Here is a 19,925-nt window from a genome sequence, read left to right as displayed (position 1 = left end):
CACCGATGGAAGCTGTCGATCCAACCGTCTTCCGCCTGGCGATCTTCGTCCTGGCGATCTTCGTGGGCTACTACGTCGTCTGGAGCGTGACGCCGGCCCTGCACACCCCGTTGATGGCGGTGACCAACGCCATTTCGTCCGTGATCATCGTCGGCGCCCTGCTGGCCGCCGCCGCGAGCGGGTCGGATGGGGAGCTGACCAAGAACGTGCTGATTTCCAAGGGGGCCGGCGCGGTCGCCGCCGCCTTTGCGGCGGTCAACATCTTCGGCGGTTTCCTCGTCACCCAGCGCATGCTCGCCATGTACAAGAAGAAGCAGAAGTAAGGGGAGCGGGGGGAACATGAACGCTAATCTCGCCGCCATCGCCTACATCGTTTCGGGCGTCCTCTTCATCCTCGCCCTGCGGGGTCTGTCGTCGCCGACCACCAGCCAGGCTGGCAACCGAAACGGGATGATCGGCATGGCCATCGCCGTCGGGACTGCCCTGGCCACGCTGGCCACCCAAGGCAAGCTCGACGCTCTGACCCTGGGCCTGATCCTCGGCGGCATCGCCGTCGGGGGCGCGGTCGGGGCGGTCATTGCGCGCAAGGTCGCGATGACCTCGATGCCGCAACTGGTCGCCGCCTTCCACAGCCTGGTCGGCATGGCCGCCTGCCTGGTGGCCGTCGCTGCGATCCACACGCCGCAGGCCTATGGGATCGCTACGCCTGATGGTCATGTGCACATGACCTCGCTGATCGAGCTGTCGCTGGGCCTGGCCATCGGCGCCATCACCTTCACCGGCTCGGTGATCGCGTTCGCCAAGTTGAACGGCAACATGTCGGGCGCGCCGATCCTGCTGCCGGCCCGGCACCTGCTGAACATCCTCATCGCCCTAGCCATCGTCGGCCTTGTGGTGGTGCTGGTGATGAGCGGCGGGGCGGCGCTTTGGGCGTTCTGGGCGATCTTCGCGCTGGCCCTGCTGATCGGCGTCACCCTGATCATCCCGATCGGCGGCGCCGACATGCCGGTCGTGGTGTCGATGCTGAACAGCTACTCCGGCTGGGCGGCGGCGGCGCTGGGCTTCACGCTCGAGAACGTCACCCTGATCATCACCGGCGCGCTGGTCGGCTCGTCCGGCGCGATCCTCAGCTACATCATGTGCAAGGGGATGAACCGCAGCTTCGTCTCGGTGATCCTCGGCGGCTTCGGCGCTGACGATAGCGCCGCGGCCGGCGGCGGCAAGGTCGAGACCCGCCCCGTCAAGCAGGGCAGCGCCGACGATGCGGCCTTCATCATGAAGAACGCCAGCAAGGTGATCATCGTCCCGGGCTACGGCATGGCCGTCTCCCAGGCCCAGCACGCCCTGCGCGAAATGGCCGACAAGCTGAAAGAGGAAGGCGTCGACGTGAAGTACGCCATCCACCCGGTCGCGGGCCGGATGCCGGGCCACATGAACGTGCTGCTGGCCGAGGCCAACGTGCCGTATGACGAGGTCTTCGAGCTGGAGGACATCAACTCCGAGTTCTCGACTGCGGACGTCGCCTTCGTGATCGGTGCCAATGACGTCACCAACCCGGCGGCCAAGACCGACCCGACTTCGGCGATCTACGGCATGCCGATCCTGGACGTCGAAAAGGCTCGGACGGTCCTCTTCGTGAAGCGCGGCATGTCTTCGGGCTATGCCGGGGTGGAGAACGAACTCTTCTTCCGCGACAACACGATGATGCTGTTCGGCGACGCCAAGAAGATGGTCGAGGGGATCCTGAAGGGCCTCTGATCGTCGAGCATCAAGGTCCTTGCGGAGGGGCGCGCCCAGCGATGGGCGCGCCCTTTTCGTTGCTAGCCCCGGACTGTAACAGTCCAGTTGAGTATATTTTAAGCAACGCTTATGCGTGCGAAGGAAGTCACTACAAGGTTCCGTGGCGCGACAATGTGCGCCACATGAACTTCGTATGAAGGACATCTTTTGGGTTAAAAGAGCGGCCAATCAGCTTCCCCGCAGGGCGGGGCGTCGTCGCAGCTAGGCCGCATCACCTCTAGTGGCCGCTTGTATAGCTCGACTGTACTGGAAGAGGTCGCTTCTTGAATTCGATGAGCTTGGCCGCGCAGCACGGCATGCGTCACTTTTGGGTCGAGGGCCTGCTGTCGGTCGTCATGACGCTGAGCGTCGTCACCGCCGCCTATGCGACCACGGTCATCGCCCCCCGCGCGCCCGAGCCGCAGCCGGCCTACGCGAAGGTGGTCGCTGAAGCGTCCCCCGCGCCCCCGCCGCCGCCTGAGCCTGCGCCGGAGTTCGCATTCGGCGAGCCGGTGGCCGGGCACGCCGTCAATTCGCCGTTCGGCCTGCGCCGCATGCCCTGGGAGAGCCATGGGCGACTGCACCGCGGAGTCGACATCGCCGCCCCCTCGGGAACGCCGGTCGCTGCAGTCGAGGATGGCGTGATCGTGCGGGCCGGCACGAGTCCGTCCTATGGCTGCTACGTCGAGGTCAAGCACGAGGGGGGGCTGACGAGCTTCTACGCCCATCTCGGACGCATCGAGCGCGGCGCCAAGGCCGGAGCAACGGTGAGCGGCGGGACCGTGATCGGCCGCATCGGCTCAAGCGGAATTTCGACTGGCCCACACCTCCACTTCGAGATGCGCCGCGGAGAGACGCCGCTCAATCCGACCGTCTTCATCGGCCGTGAGTTCGCGAGCGCCGAGCAATTGCCGCTCAAGACGGCGGCCTACTATCCGAAGAAGGTGCGGGTGGCTCAAGCCTCAGGCAGCCCTTCCCGCAAGCACCGCAAGGGGGGCGACGGCGAGCGCGTCGTGGCCCGCCTGGAGGTCGCCGACTAGCGCGGACGCGGCTTGCCGAAGGCGCGGTCCGCCACGAAGCCGCCGAACAGGATTAGCGCCAGGGCGCCGACCGCCATCCAAAGCGGGTGCTGGATGCTGGTCATGTTGAAGATCGACAGCGCGAGCACGACCAGGGTGATGACGCGTCCGGCCCAGGGCCGGCGGCCGGCGACCAGGTTGCCCGCAGAGGCGCCGCCCAGCGTGCCGAGGAACCAGGCCAGTAAAACCGCGAACTTGGCCGGCGTGGGGATCTCGGCCATGGCAGTCGACAACTGCGCCGGATCGGTAAGGTTCACCCCAGGCGGCGGCGGGAAGATCGTGTGGCCGACGCCCTCGACCGCCAGAATGATGAGCAGTCCGACGATCAGGCCCAGCACGACGCCCAAGGCCGTTCGCAAGATCGTCCGCAACATTCCAACCGACTCCTAGTTTGAGCGGCAACCTCGACTAGATTGGAGGGATGCTCAAGGTATGCAGATGACGGCCCAGCGTTTTCACCCGTCACGAGGCCGGTTGGTGGATATCGGCGGACGTCGGATCCGCGCCACGCCGGCCGGACCGCAGAACGACCGTCCTCTAGTTGTCCTGGAATGCGGCGCATTCGGTTGCGCCGCCGACTGGGCGGTGGTGCAGGAACGACTGACGGCCAAGGGGCTGCGCAGCCTGGCCTATGACCGGGCCGGACTCGGCTACTCCGATCCCAGCCCTGAGCCACGTGACGGTCAAGCCATCGCAGCGGATCTCGAGACGCTGCTGGCGCGGCTGGGGGAGACCGGGCCGATCGTCTACACCGGCCACTCGATGGCCGGGCTGATGGCGCGGGTGTTCGTACCGCGCAATCACGAGCGGGTGCTGGGCGTCGTGCTGGTCGACGCGGTGACGCCCGAGATGCTGGACGTGCGCGGCACGGCGGTGGGGATCCACGCCTACCGCGGGGCGATGAAGCTGGTCGGCGCGTGGTCGGGGGCCGGGTTCATGCGGCCGGTCTCGCTGGTGATCGGCGACCTCATCGGGCTGGAGGGCGAGGCGCGCAAGGAAAAGCGTCGGGTCTACGGGTCGGCCAGCCACACCCGCTGGGCGGCCGAAGAGGTTCAGAATTGGCCTCGGACCTCAGCCCTGGGCCGCGAGGCCGGCGGCTTTGCGCCGGGCCTGCCGGTGGCGGTGGTGACGGCGGGCGACGCAAAGACCCAGGCCCGGCTGAAGGCGCTGCAGGTCGTGCCCGCCGAGCGGTCCGAGCACGGTTATGTCGCGCATGTCAGGGGCGCCAACCATGCGAACCTGCTCGGCAAGGCGTTCGCAGATCCGATTGTCGCCGGGATAGAGCATGTGCTGACGACGGCGGCCCGCTAGGGCTCGCGTTCCACCGCGCCGGCGGCGGCGAGCAGCCGCTCGCGCACCAGATTGCGGACCGACACGCCCGGCGTTTCTTCCAGCAGCGGACAGGCGGCCTGATCGCCGTCGAGGACGACCGGCAGCGCCGCACGGGCGCGGACCGGAACATCGTGCAGGGCAGCCCGCTGGGCCCGCGGCAATTGCGCCGCATGGCCGGTCAGCGGGGCGATCACCGCAACCCGTTGCGTGGTGATCTCGAAGCGGCCGTCCCAGACCGTCTGTTCGCCCGGGGCCAGAACCAGGTCGGCGATGCCGGAGCGGAGCAACTCGCCTTGCTCGCGCATGAACAGGGCGCGCTCGCCCTTGGCTTGGATTCGCGCACCGGCGAGGGTGGTGATGAACGGCTCCTCCAGAGGCAGGTGCTGCATGATCCGCGCCAGCCGGTCGGCGCGCGGCGGACGGGCGGTCCCGGCGGCGCAGAGCGCGGCGGCGGCGACCAGCCGCTCGGGCAGGCGAACGCGCGGCAGCGAGACAACTCCAGCGGCGTCGATCTGGGCGCCGGCGGCTAGAGCCGCCAGTTCCGGGTCCAGCGCCGCGAGCGGCGCGACGGCGGGCGGTTCGGCGAGGCGAGCGCGGGCGCGGGCGAAGCGCTGATCCTCGTTGGCCGGATCATCGATCCAGGTCTCGCCCAGGTCGGTCAACCAGCCGCGGACCTGCGCGCGGCTGGCGGCCAGCAGCGGGCGCAGCAGGAACACTCCGCGCCCTTCCGGCCACGCGGGCGAGGGGGCCCATTCGCGCGGAGACGGCGTCGTCGAGCCCTCGGCGCGCATCGCGGCGGCCTCGGCCAGGTCGCTGGCGGTGTGGCCCATCAGAATGACACGCGCGCCGATGGCGCGGGCGGCGTCGGCCAGCAGCCGATGGCGTGCGGCGCGGGCTGCCGCGGGCAGTCCCTGGGCGGGCTTGTCGCCGGTCCAGGCGAGCGGATGGAAAGTGGCGCCCAGCCGCACCGCGAGCGCGGCGCAGGCCGCGCTCCAGGCGGCGCTGTCTGGGTTGAGCCCGTGATCGACGGTGAGGATCGCCAGCCGGCGGCCGTGGACCTGGGCCCAGTCGGCGGCCATCAGCGCCAGGGCGCGGGAATCGCCGCCGCCAGACAGAGCCACAGCGATCGGGGCGGTCGAGCCGGCGGCGAGCCGCCGGTCGAGGACGGTGCGAACGACCGTCCCTAGGTCGCTCAGCCCGAGCACTTGGCCTGGGCGCGGGCCTGGGCCGCGCGGGTCTGCACGGTGGTCGAGGCCTTGGGATAGCGCTTGGCGAGTTCGGCCAGGGTCTGGCAGGCGTCAGCGGGCTTCTTCAGCGCGATCAGCGAGCGCGACAGCTCCAGCACCGCGTCGGGAGCCCAGCTGGTCTGCGGCCAGCCGCGGATGGCGGCGATGTAGGAGCCGGCGGCGTCAGCGTGGGCGCCGCGCGCGGTCAGGGTCTTGCCCAGCCAGTAGCGGGCTTCGGGCGCCTTGGCGTTGTCGCCATAGGCCGAAACGTAGTCGCGGAAGCCGGCCTCTGCGACGGCGTAGTCGCCGGCCAACATCGCCTGGCGCGACTGGCTGAAGGCTTCGTTGGCCGACAGGCCCGCGGCTGGGGCGGGAGCCGGCCCGCCGGCAGGGGCCGAGCCGGTCGCGGCCAGCGCCCCGCTCTCGAGGTTCGCGATGCGGTCGGACAGCGACTTGTTTTCGGCGCGAAGGGCGTCGGCCTCGCGCTTGGCGAGCTCGGCTTGCCGGTTGGCGTTCTCCAGATCGCCGGTCATCCGGGTCATGGACTGCTCCATGTCGGCGAGCCGGCGGCTGACCTCCTGGAGCTGGTAGTCGGTCTCGGCCGGCTGCACGACGACGGGCTTGCCGCTGTCGCGGCCCTGGAACACGATCGAGCGGAGCTCGCGCATCACCTGCTCCATGCGGTCGAGGCGCCGCGCGTCGCGGGCGTCCAGCGGATCCATTGGGACCTGAGCCACCGCGGTGGAGGCGATCAGGGAGAGGGCGAGCGGCAGGGCGAGGCGGGCAAGCTTCATAGTCGGCATCATCTGCAAATACGGACGGCCAAAATGCGGCTGTTCGGTGAGGAAGGTAAAGTAGAGCGCAAATGCAAAGAGGGGACCCGAAGGCCCCCTCCCGCAGACTGCAAACAACGGGCTTATTGAGCGCCCGAAGTGATCGCCGTGTGGGCGTTCCGGTTGCGCTGGTAGGCTTCCTCGTTGGCGCCGGCGTCGATCGGCTTTTCCTTGCCGTACGACACGGTCGAGATGCGCGACGGCTGCACGCCGCGCTGCACGAGGTACTCGCGCACCGAATTGGCGCGGCGCGAGCCGAGGGCGAGGTTGTACTCACGGGTGCCGCGTTCGTCGGCGTTGCCTTCGATGCGGATCTGGACGTTCGGATAGCGCACCAGCCAGGCGGCCTGCGCGTCGAGCAGCGGAGCGGCGTCGGCGCGAACGCTGTAGCTGTCGAGGTCGAAATAGACGCGGTCGCCGACGTTGACCGTGAAGTCCTGGATCGAACCCGGGATCACCGACGAGGTCGGGGGCGGCGCGGGGGCCGGTTCCGGGGCGGGCGCAGGGGCCGGCGCGGGCGTCGGTTCCGGGGCGGGGGCCGGCTTCGGGCGCGAGGCGCAGGCCGTGACCGAGATGGCGGCGGCTGCAACCAGGCTCAGTCGCAGGGCGTGCTTGATACTGAAGCTTTGCACGTTTGCTTCTCCAATTAATAAGTTACGACGACGGCGGTCCCCACAGCCAGTTCCTCGTTCTACCCGGCTTTGCCGTTACCGGACATTTCAAAAGTCCGTTGGGGGGAATTTTAAACCTGGAAACACTGGCTAATTCAGCAGTGGCGACCAGGCGGGATCGGACCCGGAGCCTGGATAGGGGGCTGCGCGTTCGATCCGGCCGGTGACGTCCACCGTCCACAAACGTGGAGCTCCACCAGGCGTTTCACGGCTGAACATCAGCACCCGCCCGTTGGGCGCCCAGGTCGGACCCTCGTCCATGTAGCTGCTGGTGAGAATTCGCTCGTCCGAGCCGTCCGGCTTCATGATGCCGATGTGGAACTCGCCGCCGGTCTGCTTGGTGAAGGCGATGTATTCGCCCGTCGGGCTCCACACCGGGGTGGTGTAACGGCCCGAGCCGAACGAGATGCGCCGTCCGCCTCCACCGTTGGCGCTCATGACGTAGAGCTGGGCGCTGCCGCCGCGGTCGGAGTTGTAGACGATCTGCGAACCGTCCGGCGAGAACGACGGCGAGGTTTCGATCGACGGGTCGGAGGTCAGGCGGTTGGACGCGCGGCTGCGCAGGTCCATCACGTAGATGTCGGTGTTGCCGGCGCGTTCGACGGAGAAGGCGACGCGGCCGCCGTCGGGCGAGAAGCGCGGGGCGAAGACCATTCCGGGGAAGTTGCCGAGGGTCTCGCGGCGGCCGCTCTCCAGATTGAACAGGTAGATGGACGAGCCCTCCGGCCGCAGGGCCATGTAGGTGATTTCCTGGCTGGTCGAGGAGAACCGCGGGGTCATGACGATGTAGGAGCCGTCGGTCAGGTAGGACGGGTTGGCGCCGTCCTGGTCCATGATGGCCAGCTGCTTGCGGCGGTTCAGACGGTCGCCGCTCTCCGAGACGAACACCACGCGGGTGTCGAAATAGCCCTTCTCGCCGGTCAGCCGCTCATAGACCGCGTCCGAAATCTTGTGCGCCACGCGCCGCCAGTTGTCGGGGGTCGAGGTGAACTGCAGACCGAGCAGCTGCTGCTCGGAGTAGACGTCCCATAGCCGGAAGTTGACGGTCAGGCGGCCCCCCTCGACCGTGACCTGGCCGTTCACCAGCGCCTGGGCGTTGATCACCTTCCAGTCGGGGAAGCGCGGCTGGACGTTGACGTCAAGGGTCTTCTCGACGTGCGCAGCCGGCGGGATCGGCGCGAACAGGCCCGAGCGCTCGAGGTTGCCGGTGATGACCTGGGCGATCTCGGCGCCCTGCTGGCCGCCGAAGGCGGGAATAGCGATGGGCAGCGGCTTGACGTCGCCGCGATTGATGTCGACCTCGATCTGCGCGCGGGCCGGCGCGGTGGCCGCTACCGACGTAAGAAGCGCGGCGAAAACGGCCAGGGCCAGGGTCTTCAGGCGCATGGGGCGGTTCTCCTTGTTCACGAACAGGCCTCGCTGGTCTTGAAGTTCAGGTCGAAGCGCTGGCCGTAGAGCGAGCGGGGTAGCCGGGTGAACGGCGCGGCCGCGTAGACCGCACGGATCGCCCGTTCGGCCGCGGCCTTGACCACCGGATCGGCGGAATTCTCGGCGCCGTGCGCGCCGACCTGGCCGACGACCTGGCCGCCGCCGCCGAGGGTGAAGGACACCTTCAGCCGCACGTCGCGCCCGCCCTCGACGTTGCAGTTGGGGTTCCAGCGCTTCTGGATCTCATCGCTCATGCCGGCGATCGCCGCGGCCGCCTGACCCGAACCGAGGTCGGGCCGCGCCTCGGGCGCGGTGGCCTGGCGGGACGGACCTTTGGCCGCGGACGAACGCTGGGCGCCTGGGAGGCTGGCGGCCAGGGCGTCGAGGTCGAGGCCCTTCTCCGCCTTGGGCGCCGGTTTGGGCGCCTTCTCGGCGGGCTTGGCCGGCGCGGGCTTGGGCGTCGGCGTCGGCGTGGGCTTGGGGACCGGAGCTGCCTTGGGCGCAGGGGCGGGCGCGGGTGCAGGCTTGGGCGGGAGCGGGACCGGTTGCGGCGTCGGCGCGGGCGCCGCCGGCGGGGCGGGGGCCTCGGGGACCGGCTCCTCGGTCTGGGCAGGAAGGTCTTCTGGTCCCTGCTCGGCGGGGGCCAGATCGGTCACCGGCGCGTTGGCGACGATGTTGATCGGCACGGCCGAGCCGAGCGGCAACTGGCGCGCCCAAGGCCACGAGATCATGGCGGCGACGATCACCCCTGCGTGCAGCAGGGTTGATGCGAGCATCGCGCCGGAGAATTCAGACCTTTCCCGGGCCATCAGCGCCTCAGCGCGGCTCGCCGCCCGAAGACGGTCCGCCGGTGTCGGTGATCAGGTTGATGCTGGTGAAGCCCGAGGTCGACAGCGCCGCCATGACCTGGGCGACGATCTCGTAGGACGCACGACCGTCGGCGCGCACATAGATCGGCTTGGCCCGATCGTCGCCCGACATGGCCCGGAGGCGCGGCGCCAGGCTCGCGAAAGGCACCGCGTCTTCCTGGATGAACACCGTGCCGTCCTGGCGGATGGAGACGGTCAGCGGCTCTTTGGGATCTTCCATGGCGGCCGCCTCGGTCTTGGGCAGCTCGATCTCGACGCCGCTGGTCAGCAGCGGGGCCGAGACCATGAAGATGATCAACAGCACGAGCATCACGTCGACCAGCGGCGTGACGTTGATCTCGGACAGCGCCCCGCGCGAGCGACGGCCGCGCCGGCGGCGCGACCCGCCGGAGGCGGAGAACGCGTCGTGGGAGGAAAGCGCCATGACCCTTAGCCCCGCTCGGCCAGGCGGCGCTGGATGGCGGTGGAAAGGTCGTCGGCGAAGCCTTCGAGCCGGCCCGCGTACTTGCCGGCGTCGGTCGAGAACTTGTTGTAGGCGATGTAGGCGGGGATCGCCGCGATCAGGCCGATGGCCGTGGCGAACAGCGCCTCGGCGATCGAGGGGGCGACGACCGCCAGGTTGGTCGACTTTTCGACGGCGATCGCCTGGAAGGCCTTCATGATCCCCCAAACGGTGCCGAACAGGCCGATGAACGGCGAGGCGGTGGCGACGATGGCCAGCGAGCCGAGGCCGTTTTCAACCCGCGCGCTTTCCCGGGCGATGGTGGTGTCGAGGGCGCGGTCGATGCGCTGGATCAGGAAGGCGGTCTGGCTCTCGGAGACCAGGCCCCGCGCGCGGGCGTCGCGCCACTCCTTCAGCGCGCCCTGCAGCATGCGCGGAAGCGCCTGGGTTGGCCGCTCGCCATGCTCGGCTGCGATGTCCTCCAGCGAGCGGCCTGAGGAGACCTGGTCCTCGAAGGCGCTGGCCTCCTTGTTGAGCTTGGTCAGGCGGAGCGACTTGTCGATGATTACGGTCCAAGACCACAGGGAGGCCAGGATCAATCCGATCATCACCGCCTTCACGACCCAGTCGGCGCGAATGAACAGATTGATGAAGCTGAAGCTGTCGGCGGTGATCGCAGCGGGGTCCATGCGCTCGTAGGGCTCCGTAAGAAAGGCAGGCGCACGACTTCAAGCCGCCTGCGGTGGCGAACTTAAGGCCATGCCTTCTGGTTAACCGACCTCTAACGCCGAAACGGTGGAGGCGGTTTTACGAAAACCTTACGCAAAAAGCGGGCGCAGGGTGTCCAGCATGCCAGCGGGCGGCTTGCGCGGCCGGCCGGCCATGTCGATGCAGGCGGCCTCGACCTTGGCGGCGCAGATCAGCTCTTCGCCGCGGGTGATCTTCTGGCTGATGAACAGGCGCGGGCCCCTGGCGGCGTCGTATGTGGTGCGAACGGCCAGGGCGTCGTCGATGCGCGCGGCGCGCTTGAAGTCGATTTCCATGCGCACGATCGCAAAGGCCGCGGGATCGTCGCGGTCGAGCAATTCAGCGTGATGAACCCCGGCGACGCGCAGGAAGTCGGATCGGCCGCGCTCGAAATAGCGGACGTAGTTCGCGTGATAGACGACGCCGGTGAAGTCGGTGTCCTCGTAATAGACCCGCACCGGCAGGACATGTTCGCGCCCGTCGAGGACGCCGGCGGAGGGAAGCGGGGTCTGCATGGCGTTAGGTTTAGGGGCGCGGCGCCGTCTTGAACAGCGCCGCGCCTGATCGGCTACTCGACCTGGCTGACGTCGCGAACGGCGCCGCGGGCGGCGTTTGTGGTCATGGCGGCGTAGGCGCGCAGGGCCGGGGAGACCACGCGCTGACGCTCGGCCGGCTTCCAGGCGGCCGCGCCCTTGGCGGTCATCGCCGCGCGGCGTTCGGCCAGCACGGCGTCCGAGACGTCGAGCCGGATGATCCGCTCGGGGATGTCGATGACGATGCGGTCGCCGTCTTCGACCAACCCGATCACCCCACCCTCGGCCGCCTCGGGCGAGACGTGGCCGATGGAGAGGCCCGAGGTGCCGCCGGAGAAGCGGCCGTCGGTGATCAGCGCGCAGGCTTTGCCCAGGCCTTTCGATTTCAGATAGCTGGTCGGGTAGAGCATCTCCTGCATGCCCGGGCCGCCCTTTGGGCCTTCGTAGCGGATGACGACCACGTCGCCGGCGACGATCTTCCCGCTCAGGATAGCGCTGACCGCTGCGTCCTGGCTCTCGAAGACGCGAGCCGTTCCGGCGAACTTCAGGATCTCTTCGTCGACCCCGGCGGTCTTCACGATGCAGCCGTCCTCGGCCAGGTTGCCGGACAGCACGGCCAGGCCGCCGTCTTGCGAGAAGGCGTACTTGGCTTCGCGAATGACGCCGTTCTCGCGATCGAGGTCGAGCTCCTTCCAGCGGCGATCCTGGCTGAACGCGGTCTGTGTCGGGACGCCGCCGGGCGCTGCGCGGAAGAAGGTCTGCACCGCCTCGCTGTTGGTGCGGCTGATATCCCAGCGGTCGAGCGCTTCGCCCATCGACTTGGAGTGGACCGTGGGCAGGTCGGTATGCAGCAGGCCGGCGCGGTCGAGCTGGCCCAGGATGGCCATGATGCCGCCGGCGCGGTGGACGTCCTCCATGTGCACGTCGGCCTTAGCCGGTGCGACCTTGGACAGGCACGGCACCTTTCGCGACAGTCGGTCGATGTCCTCCATCGTGAAGTCGACGCCGGCCTCGTGGGCTGCGGCCAGCAGGTGCAGCACGGTATTGGTCGAGCCGCCCATGGCGATGTCGAGGCTCATCGCGTTCTCGAACGCCTTGAACGAGGCGACCGAGCGCGGCAGCACCGAGGCGTCGTCCTGCTCATAGTAGCGGCGGGTGATGTCGACGATCAGGCGGCCGGCTTCCAGGAACAGCCGCTCGCGGTCGGCGTGGGTGGCCAGGACCGAGCCATTGCCCGGTAGGGACAGGCCGAGCGCCTCGGTCAGGCAGTTCATCGAGTTGGCGGTGAACATGCCCGAGCAGGAGCCGCAGGTCGGACAGGCCGAGCGCTCGATGGCGGCGACCTCCTCGTCGGAAATCTTGTCGTCGGCGGCCGCGACCATTGCGTCGACCAGGTCGAGGGCGACCTCCTTGCCCTTTAGGATCACCTTGCCGGCTTCCATCGGACCGCCCGAGACGAACACCGTCGGGATGTTGATGCGCAGCGAGGCCATCAGCATGCCGGGGGTGATCTTGTCGCAATTGGAGATGCAGACCATGGCGTCGGCGCAGTGGGCGTTGACCATGTACTCGACGCTGTCGGCGATCAGTTCGCGGGAGGGCAGGCTGTAGAGCATGCCGTCGTGGCCCATGGCGATGCCGTCGTCGACCGCGATGGTGTTGAACTCCTTGGCGACGCCGCCGGCCCGCTCGATCTCGCGGGCGACCAACTGGCCGAGGTCCTTCAGGTGCACGTGGCCCGGCACGAACTGAGTGAACGAGTTCACCACGGCGATGATCGGTTTGCCGAAGTCGCTGTCCTTCATGCCGGTGGCGCGCCAGAGGCCGCGGGCGCCGGCCATGTTGCGGCCGTGGGTGGTCGTGCGTGAGCGATAGGTCGGCATCGGATCGGTCCTGACGGAGATTGCGCGTCTCATCCGTAGCCAATCGACTCCTATTGGTGAAATATATTAAGCGACGACAATTAAGTCGTGCGAGATATCAGGAATGGAGACGCGCCAGCTTCGGCACTTCCGGGCGGTGGCCGAGACGCTGCATTTCGGCCGTGCGGCCGAACAGCTCGGCATGACCCAGCCGCCGCTCAGCCAGTCGATCTTGGCGCTGGAGCGTGAGCTCGGCGCGCCGCTGTTCGTGCGCACCAAGCGGCAGGTGGCGCTAACCCCCTTTGGCGAGCAGTGGCTGGCTCACGTGAAGAAGGCGCTCGAGGAGCTGGAGGGCCTTCCGGAGATCGCGCGCCAACTGCGCGACGGCCAGACCGGGCGGCTGGAACTCTCGTTCGTCAGCACGGCCGACTACAGCACCCTGCCGACCCTGGTGCGGCGCTACTCGGCCCTGCATCCCGAGGTCGAGATCGCGCTCAGCGAGGCGACCAGCGACGTGCAGATCGCCGCCCTGCTGGAAGGACACGGCCACGCCGGGATCGTCATTCCGCCGCCCGGCGGGCTGCCGGACCGGCTCAGCTACCGGCGGCTGCTGGTCGAGCCGCTGGTGGCCGCCGTGCCGCAGAGCTGGGTCGACGAGGGGCGATTGGCGCACGAGGCCGGGCGGCTGGCGCCCGACGCCCTCGTTGGGGCGGCCGGGGTGATCTTCCCGCGGCGGGTGGCGCCGGCCTTCTACGACCTGGCGGTCGACACCCTGAAGACGCTGACCGGCGGGGCGCGCATCGTGCAGGAGGCGATCCAGATGCAGACCATCATCGCCCTGGTCTCGGCCGGGATCGGCGTGGCGCTGGTGCCGGCCTCGCTGCGCCACCTGGCGCGGACCGGCGTGCGCTACATGAGCCTGCCCGGCGATGGGCCCTATCTCGAAAGCGGCCTGGTCTGGCGCGCCGACGACGCCACCCCGACGCTGCGGCGGTTCCTGGACGTGGCGCTGCAGCCGCTGGCGTGAGGCGGCCTACTCGTCGAACAGCGAGGCCTGGCCGGCTGGAGGCGGCTGCGGCGGCGGGGTCAGGCCGAGATGGGCGTAGGCCTTGGCGCAGGCGATGCGGCCGCGTGGGGTGCGCTGGATGAAGCCCTGCTGCATCAGGAACGGCTCGATGACGTCCTCGACCGCGTCACGGGCTTCGGCGATGGCGTAGGCGATGGTCTCGACCCCGACCGGGCCGCCGCCGTAGTTGTCGATCATGGCCTGCAGATAGCGGCGGTCCAGCGCATCGAGCCCGGCCTGGTCGACGTCGAGCCGCGCCAGGGCGCGGGCGGCGGCCTTGCCGTCGATCATTTCCACACCGTCGGCGGCGGCGAAGTCACGGACCCGCCGCAGCAGCCGGCCGGCGACGCGAGGGGTGCCGCGGGAGCGGGCTGCGATCTCGCCGGCGCCGTCGGGCGCCAGGCCAAGGCCCATCTTGGCGGCCGCCCCGGCCAGCACCTTGGAGAGCTCGGCGTGGGTGTAGAACTCCAACCGCAGCGGAATGCCGAAGCGGTCGCGCAGGGGGGTGGCCAGCAGGCCGGCGCGCGTTGTGGCCGCGACCAGGGTGAACGGCGCCAGATCGATGCGGATCGAGCGCGCTGACGGGCCCTCGCCGATCACCAGGTCGAGGACGTGGTCTTCCATCGCCGGGTATAGGATTTCCTCGACGTTGGCGGAGAGGCGATGGATCTCGTCGATGAACAGGACGTCGCGCGGTTCGAGATTGGTCAGGATCGCAGCGAGGTCGCCGGCCTTGGCCAGCACCGGGCCGGAGGTGGCGCGGAAGTTCACGCCGAGCTCGCGGGCTACGATCTGGGCCAGGGTGGTCTTCCCCAAGCCTGGCGGGCCGAACAGCAGCACATGGTCGAGGGCTTCCTCGCGGGCCTTGGCGGCCTCGATGAAGACCTTGAGGTTGCCCTTGGCCTGCTCCTGGCCGACGAACTCGGCCAGGGTCTGGGGGCGCAGGGCCTTGTCATGGACGACGCCGCCCTCGAACGGTTGGGCGTCGGGCGAGACAATGCGGGTCACCGACCCAGCTCCTGCAGGCCGGCCTTGATCAGCGCCGGGATGTCGGCCTCTTCGCCCAGGCGCAGGGCGGCCTGTTCGACGACGCGGCGGGCGTTGACCTCGGCGACGCCGAGGCCGAGCAGCGCGGCGACCGCTTCGCCGACCGCGCTGGGCGGCGGCGGTGCGGCCGGCGCGTGAATCTGGGCATGGAATGCGGCGACTGGTCCGTCGGTCAGCTGCTTGTCCTTGAGCTCGGTGATCAGCCTCAGGGCGAGCTTGGGCCCGACCCCGTTGGCGCGCCCGAGCGCGGCCTTGTCCTCACGGGCGACGGCCGCGGCGAGGTCCGGCGGGGCCAACACGTCGAGCACGGCCAGCGCGGCCTTGGGCCCGACGCCCTGGATAGCCAGCATGACCACGAAGGCGCGGCGTTCGTCGCGGCCGAGGAAGCCGTAGAGCTTCATGCCCTGGGCCTCCGACCAGATGCTCTCGACGTGCAGCACCGTCTCCTCGCCGAGCGCCGGCAGGTGGCCTAGGGTGCGCGAGCCGCAGCGCACCACGTAGCCTACCCCCGCCACATCGATCAGGGCCTCTTCTTCGCCGACCTCGGCGACCAGTCCGCGCAGACGCCCGATCATGCGGCGGCTCCGATGCGGCGGAGCTTGCGGTGGTGGGCGTGGGCGATGGCGACGGCCAGCGCGTCGGCCGCGTCGGCGGTGGTCTTGCCGGCGGTCGGCAGCAGGCGGGCGATCATGAAGCCGACCTGGTCCTTCTCGGCCGCGCCGGTGCCGACGACGGACTTCTTGACTACGGTGGCGGCGTATTCGGCGACCGGCAGGCCGGCGCGGGCCGGCACGATCATCGCCATGGCCCGGGCGTGGCCGAGCTTCAGGGCCGAGGCGGCGTTGTTGTTCATGAACGTCTCCTCGACCGCGGCCTCGTGCGGGACGTGGGCGGCGACAACCTCGCTGATGGCTTCGAACAGCACCAGCAACCGCTCGGAGAAAGGCAGGGAGTCCTTGGGGGCGATCACCCCGTGCGCGACATGGGCCAAGCGCGCGCCGTCAACCGTGATCACGCCCCAGCCGGTGCGGCGCAGGCCGGGATCGAGGCCAAGGATACGCAAGGGAGGGGGCATGGGAATCGGCGCGTTCGTCATCTGTTCCAACGAGGGATACAGGACGTCGCCAGGGTTAAGCAAACGTTGAGGGAGAGGCCTGAGGCGCCGAGAGTTGAAGGAACCGCAGCTGCGCTCGAGGGGTTCGATTTTCGTGCAGGGAAGGATGCGCGATGGACTATCGACTCTTTGTGCTGAACTCCGCCGGCAAGTTCGCTGACGTCGAGGAATGGGACTGCGCCTCCGACGAGGAGGCGCTCGAAAGGGCGGCGCACAGCCGCCACGCCTTCGGGGCTGAGCTTTGGCAAGGCAAGCGCCACCTGAGCACCTTCGCCGGGCCGATCACGGCCGCGGCGGGGGACCGAGCGGCTTAGGACCGCCAGAAGCGGAAGGCGTCCCAACCGGCCTGGATCAGTTCGCGGGGCAGGCCGGCGACGTCGGTGAGCATCAGGGCGGGTGCAAAGATGATCGCTGAGGCTCCCGGCACGAGGAAGATCAGCAGGAACAGCCCGACCATCGCGAGCCCCTCGAACTTCCGCAGGCCCTGGCGGATGGAGTCCGGCAGGAATGGGCGGATGACGCCGTATCCGTCCAGGCCGGGCACCGGCAGCAGGTTGAGTATGAACGCGGTCGCCTGCAGGAAAGCCAGGAAAGCCAGCGCATCACACAGCATCCGCGCGCCAGGCGTCGCCAGGGGCGAGAGCGCCACCGCCCATATCGCGGCCACCAGCACGATCATAACCAGAAGCGTGCCGAGCGGGCCGGCCAGCGAGGCCAGCGCCCGCCACCAGCGATTGCGCATCAGGTCCTCGCGCAGATAGACCGCTCCGCCGGGAAAGCCGATGCCGCCGAGCACCACGGCCAGGATCGGGATGACGATCGACACGCCGACATCGACGTACTTGAGCGGGTCGAGGGTCAGGTAGCCCTTGGCGCGGATGGTGTGGTCGCCGGCCTTGTAGGCGATGAAGGCGTGGCCGAATTCATGGGTCATGACCGCCAGGATCCAGCCCAGGATCACGAAGGCGAAGGTCGCCACTCGAGCGGCCAGTTCGCTCGGGGCGTAGACCAGGAACCCCCCTGCGGCCAGCCAGGCGGCCAGCAGAATGAGGGCGTTGGGGCTGAGGCCGGGGCGCGGTTCGATGGTCTGGTCCTGGGTCAAGGACGGCTCACGGAAGCAATGGAGTGATCGCCCGCCTTGGCGACCACGAGGTCGGCGCGGGCGCGGGCGTGGATGATGTGGTCGTGCAGGTTCTTGAGGTTCACGTCGCGCCAGACCATGCGCGCGAGGCCGTCGGTCTGCTCGCGGGTCATGTGCCGGAAGCGGGCGTAGAACGATGCCGGGTCATGTTCGGCCGCCTCCCAAAGCTCCAGGAAGCGGGCGACGTACCAGCGCTCGAGGTCGGCCTCGTCGGCGTCCAGGTAGATCAGGGCGTCGAGCAGGCCGGCCGGGCCGGTGTCGGGATGGCGCAGGGTCAGACCCTCGATGATCAGCGCGTCGGGGGCGGCGATGGTCCGGGTCAGGGCCGGGTCAATGTCGTAGACGACGTGCGAATAGGCCGGGAACTGCGCCGGGCCGCTGCGGACGGCGGTCAGCGCCGCGCGCAGGGCCGCGTGGTCGTAGGTGTCGGGCGCGCCCTTGCGCCCGAGGGCGCCGCGCGCCTCCAGCACAGCGTTGGGGTGCAGGAAGCCGTCGGTGCAGGCCAGCTCGATCCGCCCGCCGCCGGCCGCGAGCTGGTCGGCCAGGGCCTGGGCGAAAGTGCTCTTGCCCGCCGCCACCGAGCCGGTGACGCCGACGATGAACGGGCCGCTCGCCGGGCGCAGCGGGGCCAGCAGGTCGATAATGCGGGACAGGCTCACGGGCGGCTCGCGAAAGTGGAGCGCGACTATAGGGGCAGGCCCGCGACCTTGGCGAGGTTGGGCTTGGGAATGGCCGAGACGAAGGCGCCCTGGGCGTTGGCCTTGTCGCGGGCCAGCTCCGCCCAGGCGGCGGCGAAGCCTGTGGGGCTGGCCTTGCTGGGCGCTGCGATGGCGAAGGCCGGCTGGCGGCCGGCCAGGGCGGCGGTGAGCGCGGCCCAGAGGTCGAGGTTCTCGGCTGGCGCCTCGTCGCCCTGCGGCGCCCGCCCCGCGGCGATCAGGGCGGCGGTGCGGGCGACGACGGCGTTGTCGATCTGGATGGCAACAGCGCCCTTGGGCAGGTCCTTCAGCGCCGCCATCAGCGCGGCCAGAGCCATGCGCTCGGGGCTGGTGTAGCGCTCGCCGCCGGCCTGGCCGGACGCGGCCTTGTCGTGGCTGCGGACATAGGCCCAGCCGCCGCACTTGAAGGCCTCGTGATAGCTGGTCTGGATCCAGATGGCGGTGCTCATCGCGGCGATCTAGCAGTTTGCGCAAACGCATGCATGATCGCTCGCCAAAAGAGAGTGTCTCATGCCCGCCACCACCAATCACACCAGCGTCGAGAAGCTGAACCAGGCCAACGAGGGCAAGCTGCCCGGGCACCTGGGCCTGGTCATCACCGAGGTCGCCGACGGCAAGGTCGTCGGGCGCCTGAAGGTGCGCCAGGACCTGGTCGCGCACACCGGCTACCTGCTGGCCGGCGCGGTGCTGTCGGTGGCCGACATCCTCTGCGCCTACGGGGTCTCGACCGCGTGGCCCGAGGGCGCCAACGGCTTCACCACCGCCGAGGTGAAGGCCAACTTCGTCGGCACCCTGCGCGACGGCGAGGCGATTTGCACCGCCAGCCTGCTGCATGGCGGGCGCACCACCCAGGTGTGGGACGCCAAGGTCGAGGACGCGGCCACCGGCAAGCTCATGGCCGCCTTCCGTTGCACCCAGATCATCCTCTATCCGCGGACCTAGTGATGCGTATCTGCATCGTCGCGGCGCTGGTTTGCGCCGCCCTGGCCGGCCCGGCCTTGGCCCAAGGCTCGAAGGTCAGTTCGGCGGTGGAGCTGGCCCGGCAGGCCCAGAACCTGAAGCCCGGCCAGTGGGTATGGGCGCCGCAGGTCGCGCCGGCTGGGCCGATCATCGTCTATGTCGATCTCGACCGGCAGCTTGCCACAGTCTATCGAAACGGCCTGCGCATCGGGGTCAGCACCATCTCGTCCGGCAAGGCAGGGCACGAAACCCCGACCGGGGTGTTCACGATCCTGCAGAAGGACAAGGACCACCGTTCCAGCACTTACGACAACGCCTCGATGCCCTACCAGGAGCGGCTGACATGGGACGGGGTGGCGCTGCATGCCGGTGGTCTGCCGGGCTATCCCGAGAGCCACGGCTGCATCCACCTTCCTTACGAGTTCTCCAAGCTGCTGTTCGGGATCACCCAGATTGGCGGGACGGTGGTGATCGCCGGGCGCCACGGCGAGCCGGTGACGGCGCGGGAGGCAGGGGTGTTGGCGCCGTTCGGCGTTGGCGGCGCGGCCGAGGATCGTGCGCCGCTAAGCGGCGGGGAGGCCTATCGCTGGACGCCGGAGGCCTCGCCGAGCGGCCCGGTCTCGATCATCATTTCCAAGGCCGACCATCGTGCGGTGGTGCTGCGCAACGGCGTCGAGATCGGCCGCGCGCACGCCGAGATCGAAGAAGACGCCGTCTCCACCCATGTGGCGACGCTAGCCAGGGGCGCGGACGGCAAGGCGGTGTGGCTGCGGGTCGGCGCGCCAGGCCACGAGGAGGAGGCCGGCCAGCCGGTTGACCCAGCCGCCTTCGAGAAGATCCGCGCGCCGAAGGCGTTCCTCGACGAGGTGGCGCGGGTGATGACCGTCGGAACCACGGTGCTTGTCACCGCCTCGCCGGTCGGGTCCGACAACAGCGGCACGCGCCTGACCGTGCTGAGCGCGGTCAAGGGCGATCAGGTGACGCCCTAGGCGGAATCGACATTCAGCGCAGCCAGATCATGGTGGCGGCGAGGTGTACGAAGCCTAGGAAGTGGATGGCCCTGCGGTCGTAGCGGGTGGC

At 69.2% G+C, this 19,925-nt stretch carries 24 protein-coding genes; 8 read left to right on the top strand and 16 right to left on the bottom strand.

Annotated features, from left to right (window positions below; all coding sequences use genetic code 11):
- Window positions 1–5 precede the first annotated feature (5 nt).
- From GGQ61_RS20635 to GGQ61_RS20625, 3 genes are all read left to right on the top strand, one after another.
- Window positions 6–323, top strand: coding sequence for a proton-translocating transhydrogenase family protein (locus GGQ61_RS20635; RefSeq protein WP_183776952.1), 318 nt, complete (start codon window positions 6–8; stop codon window positions 321–323).
- Window positions 324–339: 16 nt separating this feature from the next.
- The gene (locus GGQ61_RS20630; RefSeq protein ID WP_183776951.1) at window positions 340–1,758 is read left to right on the top strand and encodes an NAD(P)(+) transhydrogenase (Re/Si-specific) subunit beta; all 1,419 of its coding nucleotides are present in this window, start codon (window positions 340–342) and stop codon (window positions 1,756–1,758) included.
- 314 nt (window positions 1,759–2,072) lie between these two features.
- Window positions 2,073–2,819 (top strand): M23 family metallopeptidase, encoded by a 747-nt coding sequence (locus GGQ61_RS20625; RefSeq protein ID WP_246371146.1) that lies wholly within the window; start codon window positions 2,073–2,075, stop codon window positions 2,817–2,819.
- Here GGQ61_RS20625 and GGQ61_RS20620 read toward each other — a convergent pair.
- Window positions 2,816–3,232 (bottom strand): hypothetical protein, encoded by a 417-nt coding sequence (locus tag GGQ61_RS20620; protein WP_183776949.1) that lies wholly within the window; start codon window positions 3,230–3,232, stop codon window positions 2,816–2,818. The two genes, GGQ61_RS20625 and GGQ61_RS20620, sit on opposite strands and share 4 nt — an antisense overlap.
- A gap of 103 nt (window positions 3,233–3,335) precedes the next feature.
- Between GGQ61_RS20620 and GGQ61_RS20615 the strand changes: the two genes are divergently transcribed.
- Complete coding sequence (locus GGQ61_RS20615; protein WP_183776948.1) at window positions 3,336–4,169, top strand: alpha/beta fold hydrolase; 834 nt, start codon at window positions 3,336–3,338, stop codon at window positions 4,167–4,169.
- Here GGQ61_RS20615 and tilS read toward each other — a convergent pair.
- The 9 genes from tilS to ilvD all read right to left on the bottom strand — a co-directional run bounded on the left by tilS (window position 4,166) and on the right by ilvD (window position 12,822).
- A complete protein-coding gene (tilS, locus tag GGQ61_RS20610) occupies window positions 4,166–5,395 on the bottom strand; it encodes a tRNA lysidine(34) synthetase TilS (RefSeq protein ID WP_343056243.1) in 1,230 nt (409 codons plus the stop codon). The genes GGQ61_RS20615 and tilS overlap by 4 nt on opposite strands.
- Complete coding sequence (gene ybgF, locus GGQ61_RS20605; protein WP_183776947.1) at window positions 5,383–6,210, bottom strand: tol-pal system protein YbgF; 828 nt, start codon at window positions 6,208–6,210, stop codon at window positions 5,383–5,385. The genes tilS and ybgF overlap by 13 nt, the downstream gene beginning before the upstream one ends.
- Window positions 6,211–6,332: 122 nt before the next feature.
- Window positions 6,333–6,881, bottom strand: a complete 549-nt coding sequence (pal, locus tag GGQ61_RS20600; RefSeq protein ID WP_183776946.1) for a peptidoglycan-associated lipoprotein Pal — start codon at window positions 6,879–6,881, stop codon at window positions 6,333–6,335.
- A 129-nt stretch (window positions 6,882–7,010) separates the two neighbouring features.
- Entirely contained in the window at window positions 7,011–8,306 is a 1,296-nt protein-coding gene (gene tolB, locus GGQ61_RS20595; RefSeq protein WP_183776945.1) for a Tol-Pal system beta propeller repeat protein TolB, read from the bottom strand.
- A gap of 17 nt (window positions 8,307–8,323) precedes the next feature.
- Entirely contained in the window at window positions 8,324–9,124 is an 801-nt protein-coding gene (locus tag GGQ61_RS20590; RefSeq protein WP_246371141.1) for an energy transducer TonB, read from the bottom strand.
- Between the two features lie 40 nt (window positions 9,125–9,164).
- Entirely contained in the window at window positions 9,165–9,641 is a 477-nt protein-coding gene (locus GGQ61_RS20585) for an ExbD/TolR family protein (protein WP_183776943.1), read from the bottom strand.
- Between the two features lie 5 nt (window positions 9,642–9,646).
- Window positions 9,647–10,348 (bottom strand): protein TolQ, encoded by a 702-nt coding sequence (gene tolQ / locus GGQ61_RS20580; protein ID WP_183776942.1) that lies wholly within the window; start codon window positions 10,346–10,348, stop codon window positions 9,647–9,649.
- A 129-nt stretch (window positions 10,349–10,477) separates the two neighbouring features.
- Window positions 10,478–10,921: a tol-pal system-associated acyl-CoA thioesterase gene (gene ybgC / locus GGQ61_RS20575; RefSeq protein WP_281372765.1), complete on the bottom strand. Its 444-nt coding sequence runs from the start codon at window positions 10,919–10,921 to the stop codon at window positions 10,478–10,480.
- A 53-nt stretch (window positions 10,922–10,974) separates the two neighbouring features.
- On the bottom strand, window positions 10,975–12,822 hold the full coding sequence (gene ilvD, locus GGQ61_RS20570; protein ID WP_183776941.1) for a dihydroxy-acid dehydratase: 1,848 nt from the start codon (window positions 12,820–12,822) through the stop codon (window positions 10,975–10,977).
- A gap of 103 nt (window positions 12,823–12,925) precedes the next feature.
- Between ilvD and GGQ61_RS20565 the strand changes: the two genes are divergently transcribed.
- Window positions 12,926–13,828, top strand: coding sequence for a LysR family transcriptional regulator (locus tag GGQ61_RS20565; RefSeq protein WP_183776940.1), 903 nt, complete (start codon window positions 12,926–12,928; stop codon window positions 13,826–13,828).
- 6 nt (window positions 13,829–13,834) lie between these two features.
- Here the strand turns inward: GGQ61_RS20565 and ruvB are convergent, their stop codons facing one another.
- From ruvB to ruvC, 3 genes are read right to left on the bottom strand one after another with little or no spacing between them, the layout of a single operon-like run.
- Window positions 13,835–14,875 carry a Holliday junction branch migration DNA helicase RuvB gene (ruvB, locus tag GGQ61_RS20560; protein ID WP_183776939.1) on the bottom strand — a complete coding sequence of 347 codons (1,041 nt, stop codon included), beginning with the start codon at window positions 14,873–14,875 and terminating at the stop codon, window positions 13,835–13,837.
- Complete coding sequence (gene ruvA / locus GGQ61_RS20555) at window positions 14,872–15,489, bottom strand: Holliday junction branch migration protein RuvA (protein ID WP_183776938.1); 618 nt, start codon at window positions 15,487–15,489, stop codon at window positions 14,872–14,874. The genes ruvB and ruvA overlap by 4 nt, the downstream gene beginning before the upstream one ends.
- Window positions 15,486–16,010, bottom strand: coding sequence for a crossover junction endodeoxyribonuclease RuvC (gene ruvC / locus GGQ61_RS20550; RefSeq protein ID WP_425501025.1), 525 nt, complete (start codon window positions 16,008–16,010; stop codon window positions 15,486–15,488). The genes ruvA and ruvC overlap by 4 nt, the downstream gene beginning before the upstream one ends.
- A gap of 131 nt (window positions 16,011–16,141) precedes the next feature.
- On the opposite strand from ruvC, the gene GGQ61_RS20545 reads away from it, so the two are divergent.
- Entirely contained in the window at window positions 16,142–16,342 is a 201-nt protein-coding gene (locus GGQ61_RS20545; RefSeq protein ID WP_183776936.1) for a hypothetical protein, read from the top strand.
- On the opposite strand, the gene GGQ61_RS20540 is transcribed toward GGQ61_RS20545, so the two are convergent.
- Genes GGQ61_RS20540 through GGQ61_RS20530 form a run of 3 tightly spaced genes read right to left on the bottom strand, consistent with a single transcriptional unit; the run spans window position 16,339 to window position 18,334 of the window.
- The gene (locus GGQ61_RS20540; protein ID WP_183776935.1) at window positions 16,339–17,130 is read right to left on the bottom strand and encodes a site-2 protease family protein; all 792 of its coding nucleotides are present in this window, start codon (window positions 17,128–17,130) and stop codon (window positions 16,339–16,341) included. The genes GGQ61_RS20545 and GGQ61_RS20540 overlap by 4 nt on opposite strands.
- On the bottom strand, window positions 17,127–17,828 hold the full coding sequence (locus GGQ61_RS20535; protein ID WP_183776934.1) for a type I pantothenate kinase: 702 nt from the start codon (window positions 17,826–17,828) through the stop codon (window positions 17,127–17,129). The genes GGQ61_RS20540 and GGQ61_RS20535 overlap by 4 nt, the downstream gene beginning before the upstream one ends.
- Window positions 17,829–17,854: 26 nt before the next feature.
- Window positions 17,855–18,334 (bottom strand): ribonuclease H, encoded by a 480-nt coding sequence (locus GGQ61_RS20530; protein WP_183776933.1) that lies wholly within the window; start codon window positions 18,332–18,334, stop codon window positions 17,855–17,857.
- 61 nt (window positions 18,335–18,395) lie between these two features.
- Here GGQ61_RS20530 and GGQ61_RS20525 point away from each other — a divergent pair, with 61 nt between their 5' ends.
- Both GGQ61_RS20525 and GGQ61_RS20520 read left to right on the top strand, forming a co-directional pair.
- The gene (locus tag GGQ61_RS20525) at window positions 18,396–18,827 is read left to right on the top strand and encodes a PaaI family thioesterase (RefSeq protein ID WP_183776932.1); all 432 of its coding nucleotides are present in this window, start codon (window positions 18,396–18,398) and stop codon (window positions 18,825–18,827) included.
- Between the two features lie 2 nt (window positions 18,828–18,829).
- Window positions 18,830–19,834 (top strand): L,D-transpeptidase, encoded by a 1,005-nt coding sequence (locus GGQ61_RS20520; RefSeq protein ID WP_183776931.1) that lies wholly within the window; start codon window positions 18,830–18,832, stop codon window positions 19,832–19,834.
- The last annotated feature ends 91 nt before the right edge of the window (window positions 19,835–19,925 follow it).

Source organism: Phenylobacterium haematophilum (genome assembly GCF_014196295.1).
GTDB classification, from domain to species: Bacteria; Pseudomonadota; Alphaproteobacteria; order Caulobacterales; family Caulobacteraceae; genus Phenylobacterium; species Phenylobacterium haematophilum.
Note: the sequence above shows the minus strand (reverse complement) of the source record. Positions and strands in the feature narration are given on the sequence as shown.